This is a genomic window from Lysinibacillus composti, assembly GCF_016908465.1.
Lineage (GTDB): Bacteria > Bacillota > Bacilli > Bacillales_A > Planococcaceae > Ureibacillus > Ureibacillus composti_A.
Genome location: NZ_JAFBDY010000005.1, coordinates 182,803 through 207,749 on the forward strand (window position 1 = coordinate 182,803; position 24,947 = coordinate 207,749).

The window sequence follows — 24,947 nt, forward strand, 5'->3', positions numbered from 1 at the left end:
CTTAGGGTTCCAGGGGATAAGGAAAACGCTTTGGCAGAGGTACATTCAAAATGTCACTGTCAAGCAAGCTACTATGCACGACAAGAATGCTCTAACGAAAGTCATAAAGTGGACGACACGTCACGATAAAGCAAGATCAAAAAAGAAATAAGTACATATTGAGGAATTTTATTCATTTATGAAGGTGCTCACGGTTGGAGTATAATAGAGTTTTTAACAGATATAAAAATTTAGAGCGTTTGCGCCTTTCATATTTAGCAAAAAATTAGAGTAGGTGGTGAGTTTATGTCAGAAATTCAAGAAGCAAAAGAACGGTTTCGAACACTTTTGCAACAATTACAATTAACTGAAGATGTCTACATGTCATTTTTCGAAGACGGGGAGCTCACACGTCTAACAGTTCATAAGAAAAAACGTATATGGGAATTTGCAATGAAACTGCAAAACATTTTACCATTCCAACTCTATCAACTGATGCGTACACGAATGGCACAACAATTTGCAAATATTGCCCAAACAAATATCTCTATAGAAGCCTCACAACCGGAAGTGACGGAACAACTCATTACGGATTACTGGTTACTGGCCATTGAGCAGATTGATGATATGTCTCCGCCACTTAGAAATCGATTAATTTCACAAATTCCAAAGTGGACAGGACATAAAATCATCGCTTCGTGCATGATTGAACTGGAACAATTAACATTAAAATCAAAATATACAACAAAAATTGCAGAAGCTTACTCACAATTTGGTTTTCCAACGATTCCAGTTGAGTTTCAATTAGTAGAAGCCAATGAAGAATTAATTGAAGCGCAAAAAACTTATATGGAACAACGTCAGCTAGAAGAAGCAGCAATGGCAAAACAAGCGTTAGAAGACCTACAAACTCAAGAAAAAGCGAAGAAAGATAATCCGTCTGTTGAAATTAGTGGGCCATTCCAACTTGGGAATCATATTAAAGATACCGAGGTCATGGACATTAAGAGCATAATCGAAGAGGAACGACGTGTTGTCATTGAAGGGTTTGTCTTCGCAGCTGATATTAAAGAATTACGTAGTGGTCGTTCATTACTTGAAATTAAAATTACCGACTATACAGATTCCATCTTAGTGAAAATGTTCTCTCGCGATAAAGAAGATGCAGAAATGATGACTCACTTGAAAAAAGGTATGTGGGTAAAAGTACGTGGTTCAGTCCAAAATGATACATTCGTACGTGACCTGGTTGTGATGGCACAGGATATCAACGAAATATTTAAAGAAACACGTCGAGATACTGCTCCAGAAGGTGAAAAGCGGGTCGAATTACATTTACACTCACCGATGAGTCAAATGGATGCTGTTACGCCAATTGACCGTCTTGTTGCCCAAGCGGCGAAATGGGGTCATCCTGCCATTGCTATTACAGACCATGCAGTGGCACAAGGATTCCCAGATGCCTATGCTGCCGGAAAAAAACACGGCATTAAAATCATCTACGGAATTGAAGCCAACTTAGTGGATGACGGTGCTCCGATTGCTTATGCAGAACAGCATATTGCACTAGATGACGCTACATTCGTCGTGTTTGACGTGGAAACAACAGGTCTTTCCACTGCTTACGACACGATTATCGAGTTAGCCGCTGTCAAAATTAAAGAAGGTAAAGTGATCGATAAATTCGAGCGATTCTCCAATCCGCACAGACCTTTATCTGCCAAAATTATTGAGTTAACACATATTACAGATGACATGTTACAAGATGCACCAGAAGTCGATCAAGTTGTGACGGAGTTCCGAGACTTTATAGGCGATAGCATCGTCGTGGCTCATAATGCGTCCTTCGATATTGGCTTCTTATATACGGCCTATGAAAAAGCGGGCATTCAAGGGGTAATTCATCCCGTGATTGATACGTTGGAATTATCTCGTTTCTTAAACCCAACCCTTAAAAGTCACCGTTTAAATACACTTTGTAAAAAGTATGGCATTGAATTAACACAACATCACCGTGCCATTTATGATACCGAAGCTACTGGTGAATTGATGCTTCATTTATTAAAAGATGCAAAAGAAAAAGGGATTGACTATCACGATGATTTCAATAAAAACGTTGGGGGTAACGAAAGTTATAAAAACTCTCGCCCATACCACTGTACGATTTTAGCGAAAGATGATGATGGGCTAAAAAATCTATTTAAATTAATTACGATTGCCCATACGCAAACATATTATCGTGTTCCGCGTATTCGACGTTCAGATTTAATGAAACTGCGTCAAGGCTTACTTATTGGATCAGGATGTAATAATGGTGAACTATTTGAAACGATGATGAACAAATCACCTGATGAAGCAGAAAAGGTTGCGAAATTCTATGATTATATCGAAGTGCAGCCAAAACCGGTCTATTCACCACTTATTGAGGGTGGGATCATTCATGATCAATGGAACCTCGAAGACATCCTTCGAAAACTGGTGAAGCTCGGAAAGAAATTAGATATTCCCGTTGTCGCAACTGGTAATGTTCATTATTTAGATAAAAATGATGCGGTCTTCCGTCAAATTTTAGTTGGGTCTCAAGGTGGAGCGAATCCATTAAATCGTTACCGATTACCACAGGTTCATTTCCGTACAACGAACGAAATGCTTGAGGAGTTTGATTTCTTAGGTCCAGACCTTGCAAAAGAAATCGTCGTAACGAACTCTCAAAAAGTGGCAAACATGATTAGTGATGTGAAACCAATTAAGGACAAACTTTATACACCAAAAATTGAAGGTTCCGATGAAGAGATTACAAAGATGACCTACGAGATGGCGAAACAAATCTATGGCGAAAATCTTCCGGAAATCGTTCAAAAGCGAATTGAGAAAGAATTAGCTTCGATTTTAGGACACGGGTTTGGGGTAATTTACTTAATCTCAGCAAAACTCGTGAAAAAATCGCTTTCGGACGGGTATTTAGTAGGTTCCCGTGGTTCGGTAGGGTCGTCCCTTGTCGCAACATTTATGGAAATTACGGAGGTAAATCCTTTACCACCTCATTACGTTTGTCCAAACTGTAAAAATGTCGAGTTCTTCGATGATGGTTCGGTTGGTAGTGGATTTGACTTACCGAATAAAGATTGTCCGGAGTGCGGTACGGCCTATAAAAAAGATGGACAAGATATTCCGTTCGAAACCTTCCTAGGATTTAAAGGGGATAAAGTACCCGATATCGATTTGAATTTCTCCGGGGAATATCAACCACAAGCCCACAACTACACGAAAGTGCTATTTGGTGAAGATTACGTTTTCCGTGCTGGTACAATTGGTACGGTTGCCGAGAAAACGGCTTACGGGTATGTGCGCGGTTATCAAAATGATCATAACTTAACGTACCGTGGGGCAGAAGTGGATCGCCTCGTACAAGGTTGTACAGGGGTAAAACGAACAACCGGTCAGCACCCGGGTGGGATTATCGTAGTACCTGATTATATGGATATTTATGATTTCACACCTGTTCAGTTCCCCGCTGATGCCCAAGATGCTGAATGGAAAACAACTCATTTCGACTTCCATTCCATCCACGATAATGTGTTAAAACTCGATATACTTGGACACGATGATCCGACCGTGATTCGTATGTTGCAGGATTTATCAGGAATTGATCCAAAAACGATTCCAACCGATGATCCAGAAGTGATGAAAATCTTCTCATCGCCAGAGTCATTAGGGGTAACAGAAGAGCAAATTTACTGTAAAACCGGGACATATGGGATTCCTGAATTCGGAACACGGTTCGTTCGTCAAATGTTAGAAGATACAAAACCATCAACGTTTAGTGAGTTGGTTCAGATTTCTGGTCTATCTCACGGTACCGACGTATGGTTAGGCAATGCACAAGAATTAATTCATAATGGAACTTGTGTATTATCAGAAGTAATCGGTTGTCGTGACGATATTATGGTGTATTTAATTTACCAAGGGCTAGAGCCTGGATTTGCATTTAAAATCATGGAGTCTGTGCGTAAAGGGAAAGGCTTAACAGATGAAATGGAAGAGGAAATGCGCGCGCAAAAGGTACCGGAATGGTATATAGATTCATGTAAAAAAATCAAGTACATGTTCCCGAAAGCCCATGCTGCAGCATATGTTTTAATGGCGGTGCGTATAGCTTGGTTCAAAGTACACCATCCTATACTATATTATGCGGCGTACTTTACTGTTCGCGCGAGTGATTTTGATTTACTTGCCATGACAAAAGGTTCGCCAATGATCCGCGCTCGAATTGACGAAATTAATGCAAAAGGGTTAGATGCTTCGAAAAAGGAAAAAGATTTGTTAACGGTACTTGAACTTGCATTAGAAATGAGTGAACGTGGCATGACCATGAAAAATATAGACTTATATCGTTCACAAGCTAGTGAGTTCGTAATTGATGGTAATTCACTCATTCCGCCGTTTGATGCCATTCCAGGTCTTGGGACAAACGTGGCAAAAGCCATTGTACAAGCTCGAGGCGACGGTGAGTTTCTATCGAAAGAAGATTTACAGCAACGAGGTCGTGTATCGAAATCGTTAATTGAGTATATGGACCAATTAGGCTGTCTAGAAGGGTTACCAGATGCAAATCAACTTTCATTATTTTAGTGAAAAACTTTTTCTTTAGAAGATAATTCCTTTGTTTCAGACGCTTATTTCTATTTCCGGTAAGCGGATTGCACTAAAGATTCATCTTTTGCAAAGAAACACCACTGAACAAAGGGGAAGTCGAAAGCTAAGTGACGCAAATTTTCCTCGATAATCGAGATTGAAAGTGTCACCCTAGTTTGTCAAGTCTTCTATAATTACCTAAATTTGCATTCAACAAAGTTTTATGCTATTGTTATGGTAATAATTTGTTGATAGTTTTCCAGCAAAAGAGTGGGGTTATTCTCCGCTCTTTTCTGTTGTTTTACTACTATACAAATTTTCTCTAAAACAGAAAGCGGGCGCAGGGTAACAGTAGCTTCTGTTTTAATAAGAATGAAAAATTAACAAGACAATTACGTGGGAGGATCCTATGAGCAAAGTTACGTCAGTAATTGAACAGCTTGTTACACCAATTCTAGAAGAGTTAAATCTTGAGCTAGTCGATATAGAATTTGTGAAAGAAGGTCGAAACTGGTTCCTTCGTATCTATATAGATACTCCTGAAGGCGGAATTGACATTGACCAATGTGCGTTAGTAAGCGAACGTTTAAGTGTACTTCTGGATGAAAACGACCCAATTGAGCAAAACTACTATTTAGAAGTTTCTTCCCCTGGCGCAGAACGTCCACTAAAAAAAGAATCGGACTTTGAAAAAGCAGTAGGAAAATTTATATATGTTAAAACATATGAGCCAATTAAAAATCTGAAAGAATTCCAAGGATATTTAACTGCATATACTGAACAAGGTTTAGAAATGGAAGTTCGTATCAAAACACGTAAAATCAAACTTTTAGTCGAAAAAGAAAAGATTGCAAAAGCCAGACTTGCAATAGACTTTTCATCAAACTAGCAATTTAGGAGTGAAATTGAAAATGGGTAGTGAACTACTAGATGCTTTAACTGCTCTTGAAGAGCAAAAAGGCATTTCAAGGGACGTGCTAGTAGAAGCAATCGAAGCAGCACTAGTTACTGCATATAAAAGAAACTTCAATCAAGCACAAAATGTCCGCGTTGATTTAAATTTAAATAATGGGTCTATGATTGTTTACGCACGTAAAAACGTAGTAGACGAAGTGGAAGATGATCGTCTAGAAATCGCGATTGAAGATGCAAAACTAATTAATCCAGCATATGAAATTGGGGATGTATTAGAAGAGGAAGTAACACCTCGTAACTTTGGTCGTATTGCTGCTCAAACGGCTAAACAAGTGGTAACACAACGTGTGCGTGAAGCTGAACGTGGTTTAATTTATGAAGAATATGTTGACCGCACAGATGATATCGTAACAGGTACGATTGAGCGTCAAGATGCACGTAATATTTATGTAAGCTTAGGCAAGGTTGAGGCTGCATTACCAGTGAATGAACAAATTCAAGGGGAAGCATATCGCCCTCAATCACGTTTGAAAGTGTATATTACAAAAGTAGAACGTACAACTCGTGGCCCACAAGTAATTGTTTCTCGTACACATCCAGGGCTATTGCGCCGCCTTTTCGAAATGGAAGTACCAGAAATTTATGAAGGCATTGTCGAAATTAAATCAATTGCTCGTGAAGCAGGAGATCGTTCTAAAATTTCGGTTATGGCAAATAATGAAGAAGTCGATGCAGTTGGTGCTTGTGTAGGAGCAAAAGGTGCTCGTGTACAAACCATTGTTAACGAATTAAACGGTGAAAAGATTGATATCGTTGAATGGTCAGAGGATCCAATCGTATTCGTCGCAAATGCATTAAGCCCATCAAAGGTATTAGATGTACTTGTGAATGAAGAAGAAAAATCTACAACAGTTGTTGTTCCAGATTATCAATTATCACTAGCCATCGGTAAACGCGGTCAAAATGCTAGACTTGCTGCGAAATTAACAGGTTGGAAAATTGACATTAAAAGTGAAACAGATGCTCGTGAAGCGGGAATTTATCCTTCTGAGACAAGCGCATTTATTTCACAAGTTGATGATGACAATAATTTCTCATATGATGATGTTGAATATGACCTTTATGGTGATGATGAGGAATAATCAGCGAATTAAGTTAACTCGCAAATGTAGTCATTTCGGAGCTTGCGGTAAAACTGAAAATAGGTAAAAGAACATAATGTTAACTTTTGCGTATGATGTTTGAGTAGGGAAGGTGAATACTCATGACGACTAAAAAGAAGGTGCCTTTACGTAAATGCGTCGCAACAGGTGAGATGCTTCCAAAAAAGTCAATGTTACGTGTTGTTCGCACAAAAGAGGGCGAAGTAGCAGTCGATGTAACGGGTAAAAAATCAGGTCGTGGAGCGTACATCTCTAAATCTGAGGAAGCCGTTGACATCGCACAAAAGAAAAATATATTAGAGCGTCAACTAGAAGTGGAAATTCCTGATGAAGTGTATGACGAACTTATTCGACTTATTCGTAGGGAGTCCATTCTATGAGCAACGAAAAAGTGCTTCAGTTACTAGGTTTAGCAGCTAGAGCACGTAAAGTAATATCAGGCGAAGAGCTCGTTGTGAAGGAAATTCGCAATGGAAAGGCGAAGCTTGTACTACTAGCTGATGACGCTTCACATAATTCTAGTAAGAAAATTAAAGATAAATGTACGTATTACAACGTTGAGTATCATGTGGTTGGCGATAGATACGCCATCGGACATGCTACTGGTAAAGAAGCGCGGGTCGCAGTCGCTATTACAGATAGTGGATTTGCGAAAAAGATGTCTAGTCTACTCAACGAAAAATAATCGGGGGTGAGCAGATGACCAAAATAAGAGTTCATGAATATGCCAAAAAAGTTAATAAATCAAGTAGAGAAATAGTTGAACAACTAAAAGAACTAAACATTACGGTTACAAACCATATGTCAACGCTTGAAAGTGATGCTATTACGAAATTAGATTCTGTATATGGAGCAGCAAAACAACCTGTTACTGCTACAGCAAATGCTTCAAAAGAATCAGGTCATAAAAATAATCCAACTAACCGTGATGGTAACAAACAATCATCTTCACAACAAAGACCATCTACTAACGTTAGACCAAATAATTCATCAAATAATAATCGCCCGAATAACCAAGGCAATAGCCGACCAAGCAATAACCAAGGTGGGGGCAATCGTCCAAATAATCAAGGCGGTAGCCGTCCAAACAATCAGGGTGGCAATAACAACAACCGTAATGATCAACGTAATAATCAAAAAGGTGGCCCTGGAGCTCGTAAAAAACCAGGAATTCACGGTGGGAAAAGACGTCATCCAAAAACTCATCAACCAACACTTCCTGCAGTTCCAAAAGAACTTCCAGAAAAAATTACGTTCTATGAATCATTATCAGTTGCTGAACTAGCGAAAAAATTACATCGCGAACCTTCTGAGCTAATCAAAAAATTATTCATGCTTGGTGTAATGGCAACAATCAACCAAGAGTTGGATAAAGATGCAATCGAATTAATCTGTGCTGATTATGGCGTTGAAGTAGAAGAAGAAGTACGTGTTGATAAAACAGACCTAGATGTTTACTTCGAACAAGCAGAAGTGAATGAGGAAGAATTAGAAGAACGTCCACCAGTTGTAACAATTATGGGACACGTTGACCATGGTAAAACAACTTTACTTGACTCAATTCGTAACACAAAAGTAACTGCTGGAGAAGCAGGTGGAATTACGCAACATATCGGTGCTTACCAAGTAAATTTAGATGGTAAGAAGATTACATTCCTTGATACACCTGGTCACGCTGCGTTCACTACAATGCGTGCACGTGGTGCGAGTATCACGGACATTGCGATCATCGTAGTAGCTGCAGATGATGGTGTAATGCCACAAACGGTAGAAGCCATCAACCATGCGAAAGCGGCAGAAGTGCCAATTATCGTGGCAGTTAACAAAATGGATAAACCAACAGCTAACCCGGACCGTGTAATGCAAGAACTAACTGAACATGGTTTAGTTCCTGAAGACTGGGGAGGCGATACAATTTTCGTTCCGATTTCTGCCCTAAAAGGTGAAGGAATTGATTCACTACTAGAAATGATTCTGTTAGTTTCTGAAGTAGCTGAACTAAAAGCAACACCAAACCGTTCTGCAATCGGAACAGTAATCGAAGCTCGTCTAGATAAAGGCCGCGGTTCTGTAGCCACTCTTTTAGTTCAAGATGGTACATTGAACATTGGTGATGCAATCGTAGTAGGTCATGCATATGGTCGTGTCCGTGCGATGGTTAACGATTTAGGTCGTCGTATTAAAGAAGCTGGCCCTGCAACACCTGTGGAAATTACAGGTATGAATGAGGTACCTCAAGCAGGTGACCGTTTCGTTGTATTCGCAGATGAGAAAACAGCTCGTCAAGTTGGGGAATCTCGTGCGATGTCAGCAATTCAAGCAAGTCGTTCAGAAAAACAACGTGTAACACTTGATAACTTATTTGAACAAATGTCTCAAGGTGATGTGAAAGAATTAAATGTCATCGTTAAAGCGGATGTTCAAGGTACTGTGGAAGCAATGGCCGCATCATTAATGAAAATTGATGTTGAAGGCGTAAATGTTAAAATTATCCACACAGGTGCAGGTGCAATTACGGAATCAGATATTTCACTTGCTGCAGCATCAAATGCAATCGTAATTGGATTCAATGTACGTCCTGATGTAAATGCTAAACGTGCAGCAGATGAAGAAGGCGTTGAAATTCGTTTACACCGTATTATTTATAAAGTAATCGAAGAAATTGAAGCGGCGATGAAAGGTATGCTAGACCCTGAATTTGAAGAAAAAATCATCGGTCAAGCAGAAGTTCGTCAAACAATTAAAGTGTCGAAAGTCGGTACAATTGCTGGTTCTTATATCACTGAAGGTAAATTCACTCGTGATTCTGGAGTTCGTGTAATTCGTGAAGGCATTGTTGTATTTGAAGGTGAACTAGATTCTCTAAAACGTTTCAAAGACGATGCAAAAGAAGTCGCGAAAGGCTACGAATGTGGTATCACAATTAAAAACTATAACGACATTAAAGAAGGCGACATCCTTGAAGCCTTCATTATGGAAGAAATTAAGAGATCGTGATAGTCTACGCTGAGGTTGAATTTCTAATTCCAACTGCCCATTCGTTAAAGGAAAAGCGTGCTGTTCTTCAGAGAATGATTACTCGAACAAAGCAAAAGTTTAACGTATCGGTCGCAGAAATAGATCACCAAAATGTATGGCAACGTACAAGATTGGCAATTGTCTCTGTCGCTTCTTCTAAAACAAGCGCAGAAAGCGAAATCAACTACGCACTTCAATTTCTAAAATCAAATCCAGAATGGGAACAACTAGAAGTCTGGAAAGAATATTTATAATTCGAGTAGGTCAAATAAATAACCTCTCCAAAAAATGAGATACTATCATAGAGAAATACTTAAGGTGTGTAAGTGTTCTCGGGTAAGTCTGAGTAGGACTTACAGACGGGCTTTGCTTAAATCAAGAAGTAGTGACTTGCTTCTTGATGAAGGCGGCCGAACGGTACCACTTTAAGAAAGAGGTGGCAAACTATGTCATTACGTTCAAATCGTGTTGGGGAACAAATGAAAAAAGAACTTGGGGAAATCATTGGCCGCAAGATCAAGGACCCTCGCGTTGGTTTCGTAACGGTAACTGATGTTCAAGTAACTGGTGACCTTTCACAAGCAACGGTTTACATCACATCCTTAGGAAACGAACGTGAACGCGAAGAAACATTAAAAGCACTATCAAAAGCAGCAGGATTCATTCGTTCTGAAATTGGCACACGTATTCGCTTACGTCGTACACCAGAAATCGTTTTCGAATTCGACGCATCAGTCGCTTACGGAAACAAAATAGAAGAACTCCTACGCGGCTTACATGAGAACCAGTAGAAAAGCTGTGGTTACTCGGTACGCTTTCTCCTCTTGAGTAGAGGGCAAGCAGTGAGAGCCAGGCATGGTCGCCGAAGCTAAACAATAGATTAGCCGTGATAACCATTGCCAAAGCTGAATACAAAAGGTCTGCATCTGCATAATGTTATGCAGTTACAGACCTTTTCTCATTATACGGAAGGCTAAAATTTAAATTGATAAAGGTGAAATGGGTTATTGGAGATTAAAGAGTATTGTTTATTAGCTTGGTGAAAAAATGAAATGTCGGGATTAATTGAAATTTTGTCGGGAATATTTGAAAAAATGTCGGGATTAATTGAAATTTTGTCGGGATTAATTTAAAAACCTTTCAGATCTGAGCTAGTTCATAATAAAAAATTGAATATGGCTAGATATTGAGAAGTATTGACTAGATTTCATAAAATTTTGGCTAGATTTTCATGAAATTTGGCAAGTTTAATTCAGCCAAATAAAAGTGTCCAAAATAATTGGAAAAGCGTCTAGAATAATCGATAAAGCGTCTAGAATACTCCAAAAAGTGTCTAGAATAAGAGCCGATTTGTCTAGATTATTTCAGCCAATAAAAAGTGTCCAAAATAATTGGAAAAGCGTCTAGAATAATCGATAAATCGTCTAGAATGCTCCAAAAAGTGTCTAGAATAAGAGCCGATTTGTCTAGATTATTTTATCCAAATAAAAAGTGTCTAAAATAATTGGAAAAGCGTCTAGAATAATCGATAAAGCGCTTAGAATACTCCAAAAAGCGTCTAGAATAAGAGCCGATTTGTCTAGATTATTTTATCCAAATAAAAAGTATCCAAAATAATTGGAAAAGCGTCTAGAATAATCGATAAATCGTCTAGAATACTCCAAAAAGTGTCTAGAATAAGAGCCGATTTGTCTAGATTATTTCAGCCAAATAAGAATCATCTAGAACACTCCAAAAAGTGTCTAGAATATCACCCGAAGTGTCCAGAATAATCCAACATTACTCCAAATCAAATTTAATATAAACCCAAAGCATAGACCTACCTATGCCCTAGCCAGAACACAAAACCCAAAACATCTAACAAACCCAAAATATTTCATCAAAAAAGGAGCACAAACAATGAACGGGATTCTTCCTCTATGGAAAGAGCGCGGGATGACGAGTCATGATTGCGTATTCAAACTTAGAAAAATACTTAAAACAAAAAAAGTCGGCCATACTGGTACACTTGATCCGGGAGTAGAAGGCGTCCTACCAATTTGTATTGGACAAGCAACACGTATTGCCGAGTACCTAACAGACGCGGGGAAAACGTATGAAGCGATCGTTTCCATTGGACGTACAACGACAACGGAAGACGCAGAAGGGGAGACAGTAGAGCAAGATGACTCGCACAAGTCCATCACTCGCGAGCAGCTACTACAAGCACTTACTTCTCTAACAGGAGAGATTGAACAAACTCCTCCGATGTACTCAGCTGTCAAAGTGAACGGTAAGAAATTATATGAGTATGCTAGAAAAGGGCAGGAAGTGGAACGCCCAACTCGTAAAATTACAATTTATCAACTTGATTTATTAGATGAAGCATCCAACTTTGAAGGGCAAGAAATCACCTTTAACATTCGAATCAAATGCTCAAAAGGGACGTATATTCGTACATTAGCAGTTCAAATTGGAGAGGCACTTGGGTTCCCAGCACATATGGCATCGCTTGTTCGAACAGCATCAGGTACCTTTTCTAAAGAAAATTGTGTTACGATAGCAGAGGTAGAAGCGGCGATGAAGGAAGAAAGAATTGACGAATATATTCTACCAGTGGAATATGCACTTACTGCATTTCCATATATTGAAATCGATGAATCGATAGAAAAACAAATTTTGAATGGACAAGTTCTCCCAATACATGCATTATTAAAAGAAAACGATAAAATAGTATTTGGAATGAGTCAAAAGGCGATAGCAGTATATATTCAACATCCAACGAAACCTCATTTGATGAAACCAGAAAAAATGTTCCCTACTATCTGAATAGGAGGCTTTAATGTGAATGTTATTCATTTAAAATATCCATATCAAATAAATCAACTTAATCAATTGACTGCATTTTCCCTTGCAGTCGGATTCTTTGATGGCGTACATAGAGGACATCAAGCAGTCATTGGAGCTGCGATGGATAAAGCTAGAGAGTTAAACATAAACAGTGCGGTCATGACGTTTGATCCACACCCATCAATCGTTCTTGGTGGACGAAATGAAAAAGTATTTTACATTACACCGCTTCGTCAAAAGCTGGAAATTATTGAAGGGATTGGCGTAGATACGGTGTTTGTTGTGCAATTTACATCTGATTTTGCAAAATTATCACCAGAAGATTTTATCCAGTACTTCATCCGTGATTTGAATGTCTTGCATGTAACAGCTGGATTTGATTTTTCATTTGGTGCATTAGGAAGAGGAAAAATGTATATGATGAAAGAGTTAAGTAATGGAGAATTTGGCGTAACAGTTGTTGACAAGTTCAGCGATGGAGAAGAAAAAATCAGTTCTACTAGAATTCGTAAAAGTTTACAAGATGGCGATATGGAAACGGCTCATGAATTATTAGGCCGTCCATTCGAAGTGCCTGGCATTGTCGTTCATGGTGATAAACGTGGACGCACAATCGGTTTCCCAACTGCGAATATTCAAGCGATGGATGGATGTTTTATTCCAGCTACTGGTGTGTATGCTGTTCGAATTTTAGTCCAAAATAATTGGTATGACGGCGTATGTAACGTGGGCTATAAACCTACTTTTAAAAACCCTGAAGACAAGCAATTATCCATTGAAGTGCACATTTTGAACTTCGAAAAGAATATTTATGGTGAAGAAGTGACAGTAGGCTGGTATAAACGCATACGAAGTGAGAAAAAATTCGATGGAATTGAATCGCTAAAAGCACAAATTCAACATGATAAAGAAGAAGCAATCCGTTATTTTGCAGAAGATGCTAAATAGTTGATTGTAGGTTGAAAGTATGGTACTCTTTATAGTGCCTATGTGCTTAACCTTGGCTCGGCTGTCCGAATCTCCAACGGTTGCTGTGCTTAATGGTGATAAATTTTAATTATTGGGAGGTCCATTTATTATGGCAATTACAAAAGAACGCAAAAATGAACTAATCGCTGAGTTCCGTACTCACGAAGGAGATACTGGTTCTCCAGAAGTACAAATCGCAGTTTTAACTCACGAGATCAACGCTTTAAACGATCACTTACGTACTCACAAAAAAGATTTCCACTCAGAGCGTGGTCTTCTTAAAAAGGTAGGTCGTCGTCGTCACTTATTAAAATATTTACGTGAAACTGACGTACAACGTTACCGTGAATTAATTCAAAAACTTGGATTACGTCGCTAATTAGAAAAGCGGAGAACGCCTGCTAAGCTCCGACAACAACTGGAAGAACCTTCGAAACGGCGCTTTTGGCCCTTGAAGAAGGTTCTGAAGTTGTCGAGGAGCTGGCGTTCGTAGCTAGATAGCTAATCAGTGATGCGCGAATGAAAACATTATTTGTTACCGCGCAAAGTAATCATCAAAAAAAGCGGGAATGTTCCCGCTTTTTCTTTATGTTAAAGAAAATTCTATATTTTTCCTTCAAACCGAAAAAAATGACGAAATGTCCATAATTTGATGGAAAATATTTAGCATAGAAATAGCTTTTTTGATACACTTACTAATGATATATAAATTTTTTTGAATAGGAAATGAAGATGATTTCCGTATCCAAAAACAGCATCAGCTCGTGCCTTTTAGGGTCGAACGATATATTTCAGACGTAAGTTTGTTTTTATGAGAAAGGGGTTCATTAAATGACCGAAAAAAAAGTCTATTCGTATGAATGGGCTGGCCGTCAACTCGTTGTTGAAGTAGGACAGCTAGCAAAACAAGCAAATGGCGCAGCATTAGTACGCTATGGCGAATCAGCAGTATTATCAACTGCCACAATGTCAAAACAACCAAAACCACTAGATTTCTTCCCACTAACTGTGAACTACGAAGAACGTTTATATGCAGCAGGGAAAATTCCTGGAGGATTCATTAAACGTGAAGGGCGTCCATCTGAGCATGCCATTTTAGTTTCACGCCTTATTGACCGTCCAATTCGTCCAATGTTCCCAGATGGATTCCGTAACGAAGTACAAGTAATCTCAATGGTTATGTCTTCAGATCCTGACTGTCCAACAGACGTGGCGGCTATGTTCGGTTCTTCTTTAGCATTATCAGTTTCAGACATTCCATTTGATGGACCAATCGCTGGTGTTCACGTTGGATATATCGACGGAGAATTCGTTCTTAACCCAACTGTTGAACAATCTGAAAAAAGTATTGTGCATTTAACAGTTGCTGGTAACAAAGATGCCATCAACATGGTTGAAGCAGGCGCACTAGAAGTTCCTGAAGAAATTATGCTTGAAGCGATTATGTTCGGACACGAAGAAATTAAAAAATTAATTGCCTTCCAAGAACAAATCGTTGCAGAAGTAGGGAAAGAAAAAATTGGCGTTGAATTATTTGAAATCAACGAAGAAATTTCTACTCAAGTGAAAGCTGCTTGTGAAGAAGAAATGATCGCTGCGATTCAAACAGTTGAAAAACATGCTCGTGAAGAAGCAATTTCAGCTGTAAAAGAAAAAGTCCTTGCTAGCTACGAAGAACAAGAAGCAGACGATGAAACACTTAAACAAGTTAAAACGATTTTAGATAAAATGGTGAAAGAGGAAGTACGCCGCCTTATTACGGAAGATAAAATCCGTCCAGATGGTCGTAAATTGGATGAAATCCGTCCTTTATCATCAGAAGTTAATTTATTACAACGTGCACACGGTTCAGGCCTATTTACACGTGGACAAACTCAAGCACTTTCAATTTGTACATTAGGGCCTCTAGGTGATGTTCAAATTATCGATGGTCTTGGTCTTGAAGAGTCAAAACGCTTCATGCACCATTATAACTTCCCACAATTCTCTGTAGGGGAAACTGGCCCAATGCGTGGACCTGGTCGTCGTGAAATTGGACATGGTGCCCTTGGAGAACGTGCATTACTTGCGGTAATTCCAGATGAAACGGACTTCCCTTATGCAATTCGTTGTGTATCTGAAGTATTAGAATCAAACGGTTCAACATCTCAAGCATCAATTTGTGCATCAACTCTTGCCATGATGGATGCAGGTGTGCCATTAAAAGCTCCTGTAGCTGGTATTGCTATGGGTCTTGTGAAAAAAGGCGAACACTATTCAGTATTAACAGACATTCAAGGTATGGAAGATCACCTTGGTGACATGGACTTCAAAGTTGCCGGTACTGCAAAAGGTGTAACAGCTCTTCAAATGGACATCAAAATTGATGGGTTATCACGTAACATTTTAGAAGAAGCGTTACAACAAGCAAAAGCAGGGCGTATGATCATTTTAGATCACATGATGTCAACAATTTCACAACCACGTGAAGAGTTATCTGAATACGCGCCAAAAATTATTACAATTAAAATCAATCCAGAAAAAATCCGTGACGTTATCGGATCTGGTGGTAAAACAATCAATAAAATCATTGAAGAAACTGGCGTAAAGATTGATACTGAACAAGACGGTACAATCTACATTTCTTCTGCGAACCAAGCAATGAACGTTCGTGCAAAAGAAATTATCGAATCCATCGTTCGCGAAGCAAAAGTTGGCGAATACTACATGGCAACGGTAAAACGTATCGAAAAATTCGGTGCCTTCTGTGAAATCTTCTCTGGAAAAGACGGATTACTTCATATCTCTGAAATCCAAGAAGAACGCACAAACAAAGTAGAAGACGTACTAAAACTTGGCGATCAATTACTTGTAAAAGTTATCGAAATCGATAACCAAGGCCGCGTTAACCTTTCTCGTAAAGTTGTAATCAAAGAAGAAAAAGAACGCGCTGAACAAGCTGAAAACCAATAATCACAATAACTGTCTCATTAGGATCACAGAAGATTCCTGGTGAGGCTTTTTTTGTTGGTCAGAAAGTCAAAAGTAAACTTTTTTAAGTGATCGTGGCGCAAGCAATAAAAAAACAATAGGCTAGGGGAGTTTGAGCTCTCTTGCCTATTGTTTTTTGTTATCGTGAATTATGATTGTGATCTTGATGATTGATCGTACTGAATGCTTTTGGAGAATTAAGACGCATTTCTCTTTTTATAAATGATCGCCAACAGTATGAGTACGATTAACATGATTTGACCGACCAAAGTTTCAACTGTTGGATAAAAACCAATTGAAGCCCAAACTGGTAAGCCATCAATAATCGTTGTAGGCAATGTACTAGTAAGCTGTAGTAGGTGAATGCTGACACCAATGATCTTGAAAGCCAGTAAATAAATTAAGATTGTGGCAACTGCAAAGAATTGGTGCAATGGAATTTTTCCACTTACTCGTAATAAGACGAAAGCAACAATGACCAAAATGGCAATGGCAACACCAATACCTAAAGTGAAATCAGTCGCCGACATTTTAGGGGCAATTCCCATATAAAAGATTAAGGTCTCAGCACCTTCACGGAATACCGATAAGAAACTGATGAAGGTCATGGCCCAAATACTTTGTTTCGATATCGCATGATTAAGTTGTTTCGATAGATAAGAATTCCAAGAATGAATATTGGACTTACTATGTAACCAAACGCCAATACCAATCATCATAGCCGCAGCCAGTAACCCTATAAACCCTTCCATGATTTCGCGATTTGTATTGATGGTAGTCGAATGGAAGATGGTCGACATGAAAATGGCTAATAGTCCACTAAGGCCAACTCCAAAACCTGCACCAATATAAATCCATTTGACCATGTGCGTTTGTTGGGATTTCTTTAAGAATGCTACTAAAGCCATGATAATGAGTAAAGCTTCAAAACCTTCACGAAGAAGAATTAAAGCAGAATCCCAATAGCTATAGTTTTGGTCTTCTTGGATAAGTAAAATTTGCTGTTTTAAATCTTCAAGTTGTGTATTTATGTCTTTGGCATCAACTTGATCTTTCATTAAATCACTGGCAATGATGGGCATATCGCTTTCAATTTTCGTGTAAAGGCTCGCATTTTTTGTTCGAATGTCACCTTCTACATTTGGCCAAATGGTAATCAATTCCTTGATCGTGTCAGATGCATTAGGAAAATCGTTTTGCAAGATTTGGGATGTGGCTTCATCAATTAAATCTATTAATGACTGCAAAGAGTAAGTGCCCTTTGTTTCTGCATTTACTTTTTTATCAGCACCAAAATCTTTAATGGTTTGTGTTAACACATTGAATTGATCTTGAATTAAAGCAAAATTTGGCTGGTCATTCGAAAGCTCGATGCGAATGAATGACATTTGGGTTTCAATTTTACCGTATGCTGCAATGTCATATTGGCGTACGGGAAGTTCTTTTTTGTTCCAATAGGCGTTAAATGAGTTATAAGAAGTCGTTAGTTTTTCTGTATTTTCTTCTTTGATCGCATTTTGTAGTTGGTTTAACGCAGGTGTCATGGTTTTAACAAAGGCCGTGCGTTCTGCTTTTTCATCAACTGGGTTTTCCGCTTTTTCAAGAGCGGTTAAAGCTTTTGAAAGCTCCGTTAATGCAGTTAATCGAGTATCTTTTGAATTAGCTGTAAGTGCCTTTTCTATTGCTTGGTCAACTGCTTTTGACTCTTCTGAATTCATAACATTTGCTTCATTCCATTGAACTTCAAATGTTTGAACTGCCTCTTTTGCGCTTGTTTCATCCCCTTGTTTTGAACTCATGATGGCATCACTGATGGAAATATAGAGGTTGCTATAAGTTCTGTCAGCAGCTACAGGATGCAGTGTCGTCACAATGACAAGGAATAGGATGATGGCAAATTGGCTACAACGTGTTAAATAATGCTTCACCTATATAACTTCCTTTTTTCACACCAGGGAAGCAAGCGAAAACACCACTGCCTCGATGGGTAATATATTCATTAAGTTTATCCAATCGTCCAAGTGCATTTTGAATTTTAATAAATTGCTCAGGATCTTTTTGGAATGATACAAAGACTAATCCTGCATCATAAGCACCTGTTGAATCAATTATTCCTGAAGAATAAGAGTAGGATCGGCGCATAATTCTGGCTTTAGCTTGTTTGGCAAGAAAGACATGCGAGTTCTCTGGAACGATATAATTTCCGTTTTCATCTTTTCGTTCGATTTCCATCCCATCAAATTCATTTCGTTTCCCAAGCGGAGCACCACTTTCACGGTGACGTCCAAAAGTTTTTTCCTGTTCTTTTAATGAAGTACGATCCCACGTTTCCAAATGCAGTTGAATGCGACGTACAACTAAATATGTTCCGGAAGTCATCCATGAAGTTGATTCACCAGGTTGGACCCAGACAACTTCATTCATATCTTTTTCACCGGATGGATTTTCTGTACCATCTTTAAAGGCAAATAAATTACGTGGTGTTTGTTTTTTTCCTTTTTCAACTGGAAATGAATTAAAACCTGCCTGAGACCATTTGATGGTTACTTTTCCAGATGCAGCTCGAACAAGGTTTCTTACAGCATGGAAAGCCACTTGCGGGTCGTCCGCACAAGCTTGAATACAAATGTCGCCTCCGGTATACGCCTCGTCTAGTTGGTCCTTCGGGAAATGGGGAAGGTCTTTTAATTCAGCTGGTTTAAGTGATGCTAGGCCAAGTTCCTGTTTCTCAAACAGACTAAGGCCGACACCAAAAGTAATGGATAAGTTTCGCGCATCTAGACCTTGAGCTTCTCCAGTATCTTTTGGTGGAATTAAGTCATTCTGCTTTTCCATTGAAATGGATTCTCCATTCATCATGCGAATAGCAAGGGGAGTCCACATTTTAAATAACTCTTGTAATTCCTGCTTCGAATTTACTAGAACATTTAAAGCTGCAAAATAGATATTCGTTTGTACTGCAGTTGCAATCCCTGATTGGTGTTTCCCGTAAAAGTTCACTTTGTTAGTAGCGGTAGTGTCGTCATCAACAAATAGCTCTTCACCGAAAGCACTAAGCACGCCTCCTAGTCCAGAAGCACCAATGGCCAAACCAGCAACCCCAACACCTGTTAACTTTAACATTTGTCTGCGAGTAATCTTTTTATCTAGAAATTTTTCATCAACATTTGTTTTAGACATATGTCATCACTCCAAAATAATCCCCATCTGACTTAACGGTTCACCTAATTGGTTTACTGCTATAGCTAATTGTTTTGTATCTTCTTTCGTTAATTGTGAATATGAAACAAAATTCCCATCGTTCGTTTCAAATTTTGCTAATAAATCATTGACAGTTTTAAATTTATCAGACAAATTTTTAACTAATTCTGGGTCTTTGTTCGAAATTTGTTCTTCTAAAATAGTAAAGATTTTTTCAGCACCTTCGATATTCGCTTTAAAGTCATATAAGTCAGTATGAGAATAGATTTCTTCTTCACCAGTAATTTTTGATGTCGACACTTCATTTAATAAATCGATTGCACCTGTCATCATTAGTTCAGGAGTAACGTCCACCGTTTCTACGCGTGCACGTAATTCTTTTGAATCTGCAAGTAGTTGATCGGCAATCGCTTCATATCCTTTTGTTGTATTTTCTTCCCATAAGCCGTATTCGATTTTATGGTAACCAGTCCAACTTTCTTCGCCTTGTCCTTCTGCTTCTAGGTCAGCCAAGCGTGCGTCAATACGAGGATCAAGATCGCCAAAGCTTTCCGCAATTGGTTCTGAGCGTTCAAAATACATCCTTGCATGTGGATAAATCTCTTTTGCTTTTTCAAGATCACCAGCCTTTACTGCTTGAACAAATTTTTCGGTTTCAATTGTGAATTGGTCTAATTGGTCCAAAGCGAAAACTTTATATGCATCGATTTCTTTTTGCAAGTTTGCATTTGTCGTTTCATTGTTTGTTGTTTTCTCAGTACTTACTGTTGAATCAACCTGCTTTGCATCCTCGGAATTATTGCATCCTGTCATCAAGACGCCCCCTGCAATTAATATGGCGAATAACGATTTTGTTTTCATGTAAAATCAACTTCCTTTTTTAGATAATTTTTTATTATGTACCAAGCGTTAATAATGATAATCATTATCAGTTTAAAAATCAATAGGACTTAGAAAATTTTCTTTGCTTCGATTCGGTTAATTTTTTTCAAACTCAAATAAACGTGGATTTTTATTTACAAGAGTGACTATTTAATAGCGCTTTGCAGGTGAAATGAATGCGAAAGTAAATTATTAATGGGGAGGGAAAATTGAAATACTGATGGGGGATGGGGGAATTTTTAGGATGTTATGAAGTTGCTGAAGAGAAGAGTAGGGCGAACGGCCAGAAAGTTGGATCTAACGGAAACTTCTTCCCTTATTTCACCAATAAAAGCCGCGGCAACATACATTAACGGAACAATATTCCCTTATATTCAAAAATCTTGATATTTAGTTCAAAATAGCGGAATTATTTTCCCTTATATTACTGTAATCAATGGAAATTCAGCACTTTTTCAGATGATAACGGAAACTTCTTCCGTTATTTCACCAATAAAAGCCGCGGCAACATACATTAACGGAACAATTTTCCCTTATATTCAAAAATCTGTATATTTCGTTCAAAATAGCGGAATTATTTTCCCTTATATTACTGTAATCAATGGAAATTCAGCACTTTTTCAGATGATAACGGAAACTTCTTCCCTTATTTCACCAATAAAAGCCGCGGCAACATACATTAACGGAACAATATTCCCTTATATTCAAAAATCTGTATATTTCGTTCGAAATAACGGAATTATTTTCCCTTATATTACTGTAATCAATGGAAATTCAGCACTTTTTCAGATGATAAAAGAACCTTCTTCCCTTATTTCACCAATAAAAGCCGCGGCAACATACATTAACGGAACAATTTTCACTTATATTCAAAAATATCAATATTTAGTTCAAAATAACGGAATAATTTTCCCTTATATTACTGTAATCAATGGAAATTGACAGAAAGTTGGATCTAATGAATCCGGAAGAAACCCAGGTGTATCCGGACGAAACGGGAGTTGAACGGAAGAAAGCCAGGTGTATCCGGACGAAACGGGAGCTGAACGAACGAAAGCCAGGTGTATCCGGACGAAACGGGAGTTGAACGGACGAAAGCCAGGTGTATCCGGACGAAACGGGAGCTGAACGGACGAAACCCAGGTGTATCCGGACGAAACGGGAGCTGAACGGACGAAAGCCAGGTGTATCCGGACGAAACGGGAGGTGAACGGACGAAAGCCAGGTGTATCCGGACGAAACGGGAGCAGAACAAAAGAAACCTGCATGTATCCGGACGAAATCTCGACCCATGCGGACGAAATCCCACTCAAACAGACGGCCGCAGCCGCACCCACCCCAAGAAACTCCCACCAAACAAAAAAATCTGCTCATTTGCCTGAGCAGATTTTTATCATGAAACGGATCTTTTATCTATCCTTTTACACATAATTGAGTGACTTTTTAATTTCCTCAAAACTACGGTCAATGTGGTGGTACATGAGTGCATAAGCGTTCTCAGCGTCACCAGCTTTTATAGCTAAAAATATTTTTTCATGATCTAAAACGTAATCTTGGTAATCTGAAATGTGTGCTTGTAATACATGGTTACGAATAAACAATGTTTTATTTTTGATTAAGCCGCAAATCTGGATTAAATGTTCATTATCCGAGGCTTGGTCAATAAGATCATGGAATTGTTGATTTAATTTAGTAAGGGCTTTACGGTCCTTTTCAGCATCCGCTTGTTTAGATTTTTCAACAACTTCTTCAAGTATTTCTAATTGCTCTTTCGTGATGTTTTCGGCAGCTAATTTTGCTGCAGTGGATTCAAGACTTTTTCTGCAAACATATAAATCAATGACATCTTTTTGCTCTGGATTATAGATGTACATGTTTTTATCTTCTTTGATGACTAAGCCGTCTTTTATGAGCATTTGTAATGCTTCTCGAATCGTACCACGACTTACCTCTAAGTTTTTTGCAATTCTAGTTTCAACTAATTTTTCTCCTGGCTGAAATTCGCCTTTCATAATCATCTCGATTAAAACCGAATAAACCTGATTATGCAATAAATCACTTTTAATAATTTTATTCATAAGACACCTCTAACAACATATTCCCTATATTTTAGCTTAACAACACACTAAAGAAAAGTAAAAAATGCTGACGGTCGACCGTTGACAAAGTTCGAAACTTTCAATATATTTAATTTATGGAAGAAAAAAGAGAATTAAGTAAAAAAATAGTACTTTGAGGTGAAAATATGCTAGATAAAACATCTATAGGTCCTTTAGAAGGCGTAAAGGTTTTAGAATTAGGATCCCTAATTGCGGGTCCATTTGCAGGAAGATTATTTGCAGATTTTGGTGCAGAGGTATTAAAAGTGGAACCACCGAAAAAAGGAGATCCCATTAGAAAATGGAGATTATTACATAATGACAATTCCCTTTGGTGGTATGTTCAATCTCGAAATAAAAAAAGTATTACACTCGACTTAAAAAATGAAGACGCACAAGAAGTGATAAAAGAGTTAGTAAAAGAAGTTGATATTGTGATCGAAAACTTTAGACCTGGAATGCTTGAAAAATGGGGCTTAGGTTATGAAGAGTTAAAGCAAATCAACCCAAAAATCATTATGGTTCGAGTGTCAGGTTATGGACAAGATGGCCCTTATAAAGATCGTCCAGGATTCGGTAGTATCGGAGAAGCAATGGGAGGAATTCGCTATCTAACGGGTTATCCAGATTTACCACCAACGAGAGTAGGAATTAGTTTAGGGGATTCGGTTACTGCTTTATATGCTGTCATTGGTGCATTAATGGCCTTAAGACATCGCGATCAAGTGAGTGGTGAAGGTCAAGTAGTAGATGTTGCCCTTTATGAAGCCATCTACAGCCTAATGGAAAGTACGGTACCAGAATACGATAAATTCGGCGCTATTCGTGAACGCACAGGTAGTACATTACCTGGAATTGCCCCTTCTAATATTTATTTATGTAAGGATGGCAAATATGTAGTGATTGGTGCCAATGGAGATGGTATTTTCAAACGACTAATGGTAGCAATCAACCGCCAAGACGTCCTTGAAAATCCTTTATATGAAACAAATGATGGAAGAAGCCAAGACGCAGAATATTTAGATTCAGTTATTGGAGAATGGACAAAATCACTAGATATTGAAAGCGCTTTAAATATTTTAGAGGAAAACGGAATACCTGCTGGATCGATCTTTAGTGTAGAAGATATGTTCAAAGACCCACATTACCAAGCTCGTGAGATGATTGTCGATTTAGACGTTGAAGACTTAGGAAAATTAAAGGTACCAGGCATTATCCCAAAACTAAGCAAAACACCAGGTCAAATTCGCTGGGCAGGTCCAAAATTAGGCGAACATACAGACGAAATTTTAAAAGAAAAAGTAGGCTTAACAGACGAGCAAATTGAGAAATTAAAAGGCTTAGAAGTAATAAAATAATTAGTTATTAAAGGGGGGAACGATAAATGAACTTACCAAAATTTGTTGAAATCATTGAAGTAGGACCAAGGGATGGACTTCAAAATGAAGCAAAACTTATTCCAACAGATAAAAAAGTGGAGTTAATTAACTTACTTAGTCAAACAGGTATTAAACGAATGGAAGCAACTTCTTTTGTGTCACCAAAGCATGTGCCACAAATGGCTGATGCAAGTGAAGTGTTACGTCGCATTGACCGAGTAGAAGGCGTACAGTATATGACGTTAATTCCGAACTTAAAAGGTTATGAGCTTTCTAAAGAACAGGGCGTTGATAGTATTGCCTTATTTGTTGCAGCGAGTGAGACATTTAATCAGCGAAATGTAAGAATGCCAATTGCAGAATCTATGAAACAATTAGCGAAAGTCGTAGAAGATGCAAAATCGAATAATACGTTTGTACGATTCGATATTTCAACTGCCTTTTGTTGCCCATTCGAACGCGCTGTACCCGTTGACAATGTACTTCGCGTTGTAAAAGAATTGGAATCGCTAGAAGTTGATGAAATTGTTGTTTGTGACACGATTGGACGAGCAAATCCAAAACAAGTATATGAGGTGTTTAGTGAGATCCTAAATTTAAACACTCGTGCAAAAATTACAGGTCATTTCCATGACACATACGGGTTATCAAAAGCCAATACAATTGCAGCGCTACAAGCAGGGGTAGCAGCATTTGATGCTTCAATTGGTGGTCTTGGTGGATGTCCATTTGCCCCAGGCGCAGCAGGTAACGATTCAACAGAGGATTTAGTGTTTATGTTACACGAGATGGGAATTGAAACAGGAATTGACTTAACAAAATTATTACAATGTGTGGATTTAATTAAAGGGGTTACAGAAAGAGACTTAACAGGCCATATTAGTAAAATTGAAAATTTAGTTATTTAA

The 24,947-nt window shown here is 38.4% G+C and carries 19 protein-coding genes; 15 read left to right on the forward strand and 4 right to left on the reverse strand.

Annotated features, from left to right (window positions below; genetic code table 11):
* The first annotated feature begins 285 nt into the window (after positions 1-285).
* The 12 genes from JOD29_RS08120 (at position 286) to pnp (ending at position 16,460) form a co-directional block, all read left to right on the forward strand.
* On the forward strand, positions 286-4,611 hold the full coding sequence (locus JOD29_RS08120) for a PolC-type DNA polymerase III (protein WP_124763975.1): 4,326 nt from the start codon (positions 286-288) through the stop codon (positions 4,609-4,611).
* A 412-nt stretch (positions 4,612-5,023) separates the two neighbouring features.
* Positions 5,024-5,503, forward strand: a complete 480-nt coding sequence (rimP, locus tag JOD29_RS08125) for a ribosome maturation factor RimP (RefSeq protein WP_124763974.1) — start codon at positions 5,024-5,026, stop codon at positions 5,501-5,503.
* A 22-nt stretch (positions 5,504-5,525) separates the two neighbouring features.
* Complete coding sequence (gene nusA / locus JOD29_RS08130; RefSeq protein ID WP_124763973.1) at positions 5,526-6,671, forward strand: transcription termination factor NusA; 1,146 nt, start codon at positions 5,526-5,528, stop codon at positions 6,669-6,671.
* A 122-nt stretch (positions 6,672-6,793) separates the two neighbouring features.
* Positions 6,794-7,072 (forward strand): RNase P modulator RnpM, encoded by a 279-nt coding sequence (gene rnpM, locus JOD29_RS08135; RefSeq protein WP_124763972.1) that lies wholly within the window; start codon positions 6,794-6,796, stop codon positions 7,070-7,072.
* Positions 7,069-7,377 (forward strand): YlxQ family RNA-binding protein, encoded by a 309-nt coding sequence (locus tag JOD29_RS08140; protein WP_124763971.1) that lies wholly within the window; start codon positions 7,069-7,071, stop codon positions 7,375-7,377. The genes rnpM and JOD29_RS08140 overlap by 4 nt, the downstream gene beginning before the upstream one ends.
* A 14-nt stretch (positions 7,378-7,391) precedes the next feature.
* The gene (gene infB / locus JOD29_RS08145) at positions 7,392-9,689 is read left to right on the forward strand and encodes a translation initiation factor IF-2 (RefSeq protein WP_124763970.1); all 2,298 of its coding nucleotides are present in this window, start codon (positions 7,392-7,394) and stop codon (positions 9,687-9,689) included.
* A complete protein-coding gene (locus JOD29_RS08150) occupies positions 9,686-9,964 on the forward strand; it encodes a DUF503 domain-containing protein (RefSeq protein ID WP_124763969.1) in 279 nt (92 codons plus the stop codon). Before infB ends, JOD29_RS08150 begins: the two co-directional genes overlap by 4 nt.
* Positions 9,965-10,156: 192 nt before the next feature.
* The gene (rbfA, locus tag JOD29_RS08155; RefSeq protein WP_124763968.1) at positions 10,157-10,501 is read left to right on the forward strand and encodes a 30S ribosome-binding factor RbfA; all 345 of its coding nucleotides are present in this window, start codon (positions 10,157-10,159) and stop codon (positions 10,499-10,501) included.
* 1,108 nt (positions 10,502-11,609) lie between these two features.
* Positions 11,610-12,518 carry a tRNA pseudouridine(55) synthase TruB gene (truB, locus tag JOD29_RS08160; protein WP_124763967.1) on the forward strand — a complete coding sequence of 303 codons (909 nt, stop codon included), beginning with the start codon at positions 11,610-11,612 and terminating at the stop codon, positions 12,516-12,518.
* Between the two features lie 15 nt (positions 12,519-12,533).
* The gene (ribF, locus tag JOD29_RS08165) at positions 12,534-13,487 is read left to right on the forward strand and encodes a riboflavin biosynthesis protein RibF (RefSeq protein WP_124763966.1); all 954 of its coding nucleotides are present in this window, start codon (positions 12,534-12,536) and stop codon (positions 13,485-13,487) included.
* Positions 13,488-13,617: 130 nt separating this feature from the next.
* On the forward strand, positions 13,618-13,887 hold the full coding sequence (gene rpsO / locus JOD29_RS08170; RefSeq protein WP_124763965.1) for a 30S ribosomal protein S15: 270 nt from the start codon (positions 13,618-13,620) through the stop codon (positions 13,885-13,887).
* 452 nt (positions 13,888-14,339) lie between these two features.
* Positions 14,340-16,460: a polyribonucleotide nucleotidyltransferase gene (gene pnp / locus JOD29_RS08175; protein ID WP_124763964.1), complete on the forward strand. Its 2,121-nt coding sequence runs from the start codon at positions 14,340-14,342 to the stop codon at positions 16,458-16,460.
* 215 nt (positions 16,461-16,675) lie between these two features.
* Here the strand turns inward: pnp and JOD29_RS08180 are convergent, their stop codons facing one another.
* From JOD29_RS08180 to efeO, 3 genes are read right to left on the reverse strand one after another with little or no spacing between them, the layout of a single operon-like run.
* Positions 16,676-18,406, reverse strand: a complete 1,731-nt coding sequence (locus tag JOD29_RS08180; protein WP_124763963.1) for an FTR1 family iron permease — start codon at positions 18,404-18,406, stop codon at positions 16,676-16,678.
* Entirely contained in the window at positions 18,381-19,658 is a 1,278-nt protein-coding gene (gene efeB / locus JOD29_RS08185) for an iron uptake transporter deferrochelatase/peroxidase subunit (RefSeq protein WP_124763962.1), read from the reverse strand. Before efeB ends, JOD29_RS08180 begins: the two co-directional genes overlap by 26 nt.
* A 6-nt stretch (positions 19,659-19,664) precedes the next feature.
* On the reverse strand, positions 19,665-20,540 hold the full coding sequence (gene efeO / locus JOD29_RS08190) for an iron uptake system protein EfeO (RefSeq protein ID WP_124763961.1): 876 nt from the start codon (positions 20,538-20,540) through the stop codon (positions 19,665-19,667).
* 480 nt (positions 20,541-21,020) lie between these two features.
* Between efeO and JOD29_RS08195 the strand changes: the two genes are divergently transcribed.
* Positions 21,021-21,503, forward strand: coding sequence for a hypothetical protein (locus JOD29_RS08195; RefSeq protein ID WP_124763960.1), 483 nt, complete (start codon positions 21,021-21,023; stop codon positions 21,501-21,503).
* A gap of 479 nt (positions 21,504-21,982) precedes the next feature.
* On the opposite strand, the gene JOD29_RS08200 is transcribed toward JOD29_RS08195, so the two are convergent.
* Positions 21,983-22,639, reverse strand: coding sequence for a GntR family transcriptional regulator (locus JOD29_RS08200; protein ID WP_124763959.1), 657 nt, complete (start codon positions 22,637-22,639; stop codon positions 21,983-21,985).
* A 167-nt stretch (positions 22,640-22,806) separates the two neighbouring features.
* Between JOD29_RS08200 and JOD29_RS08205 the strand changes: the two genes are divergently transcribed.
* Positions 22,807-24,018: a CaiB/BaiF CoA transferase family protein gene (locus JOD29_RS08205; protein ID WP_124763958.1), complete on the forward strand. Its 1,212-nt coding sequence runs from the start codon at positions 22,807-22,809 to the stop codon at positions 24,016-24,018.
* Positions 24,019-24,044: 26 nt separating this feature from the next.
* Positions 24,045-24,947, forward strand: a complete 903-nt coding sequence (locus JOD29_RS08210; protein WP_124763957.1) for a hydroxymethylglutaryl-CoA lyase — start codon at positions 24,045-24,047, stop codon at positions 24,945-24,947.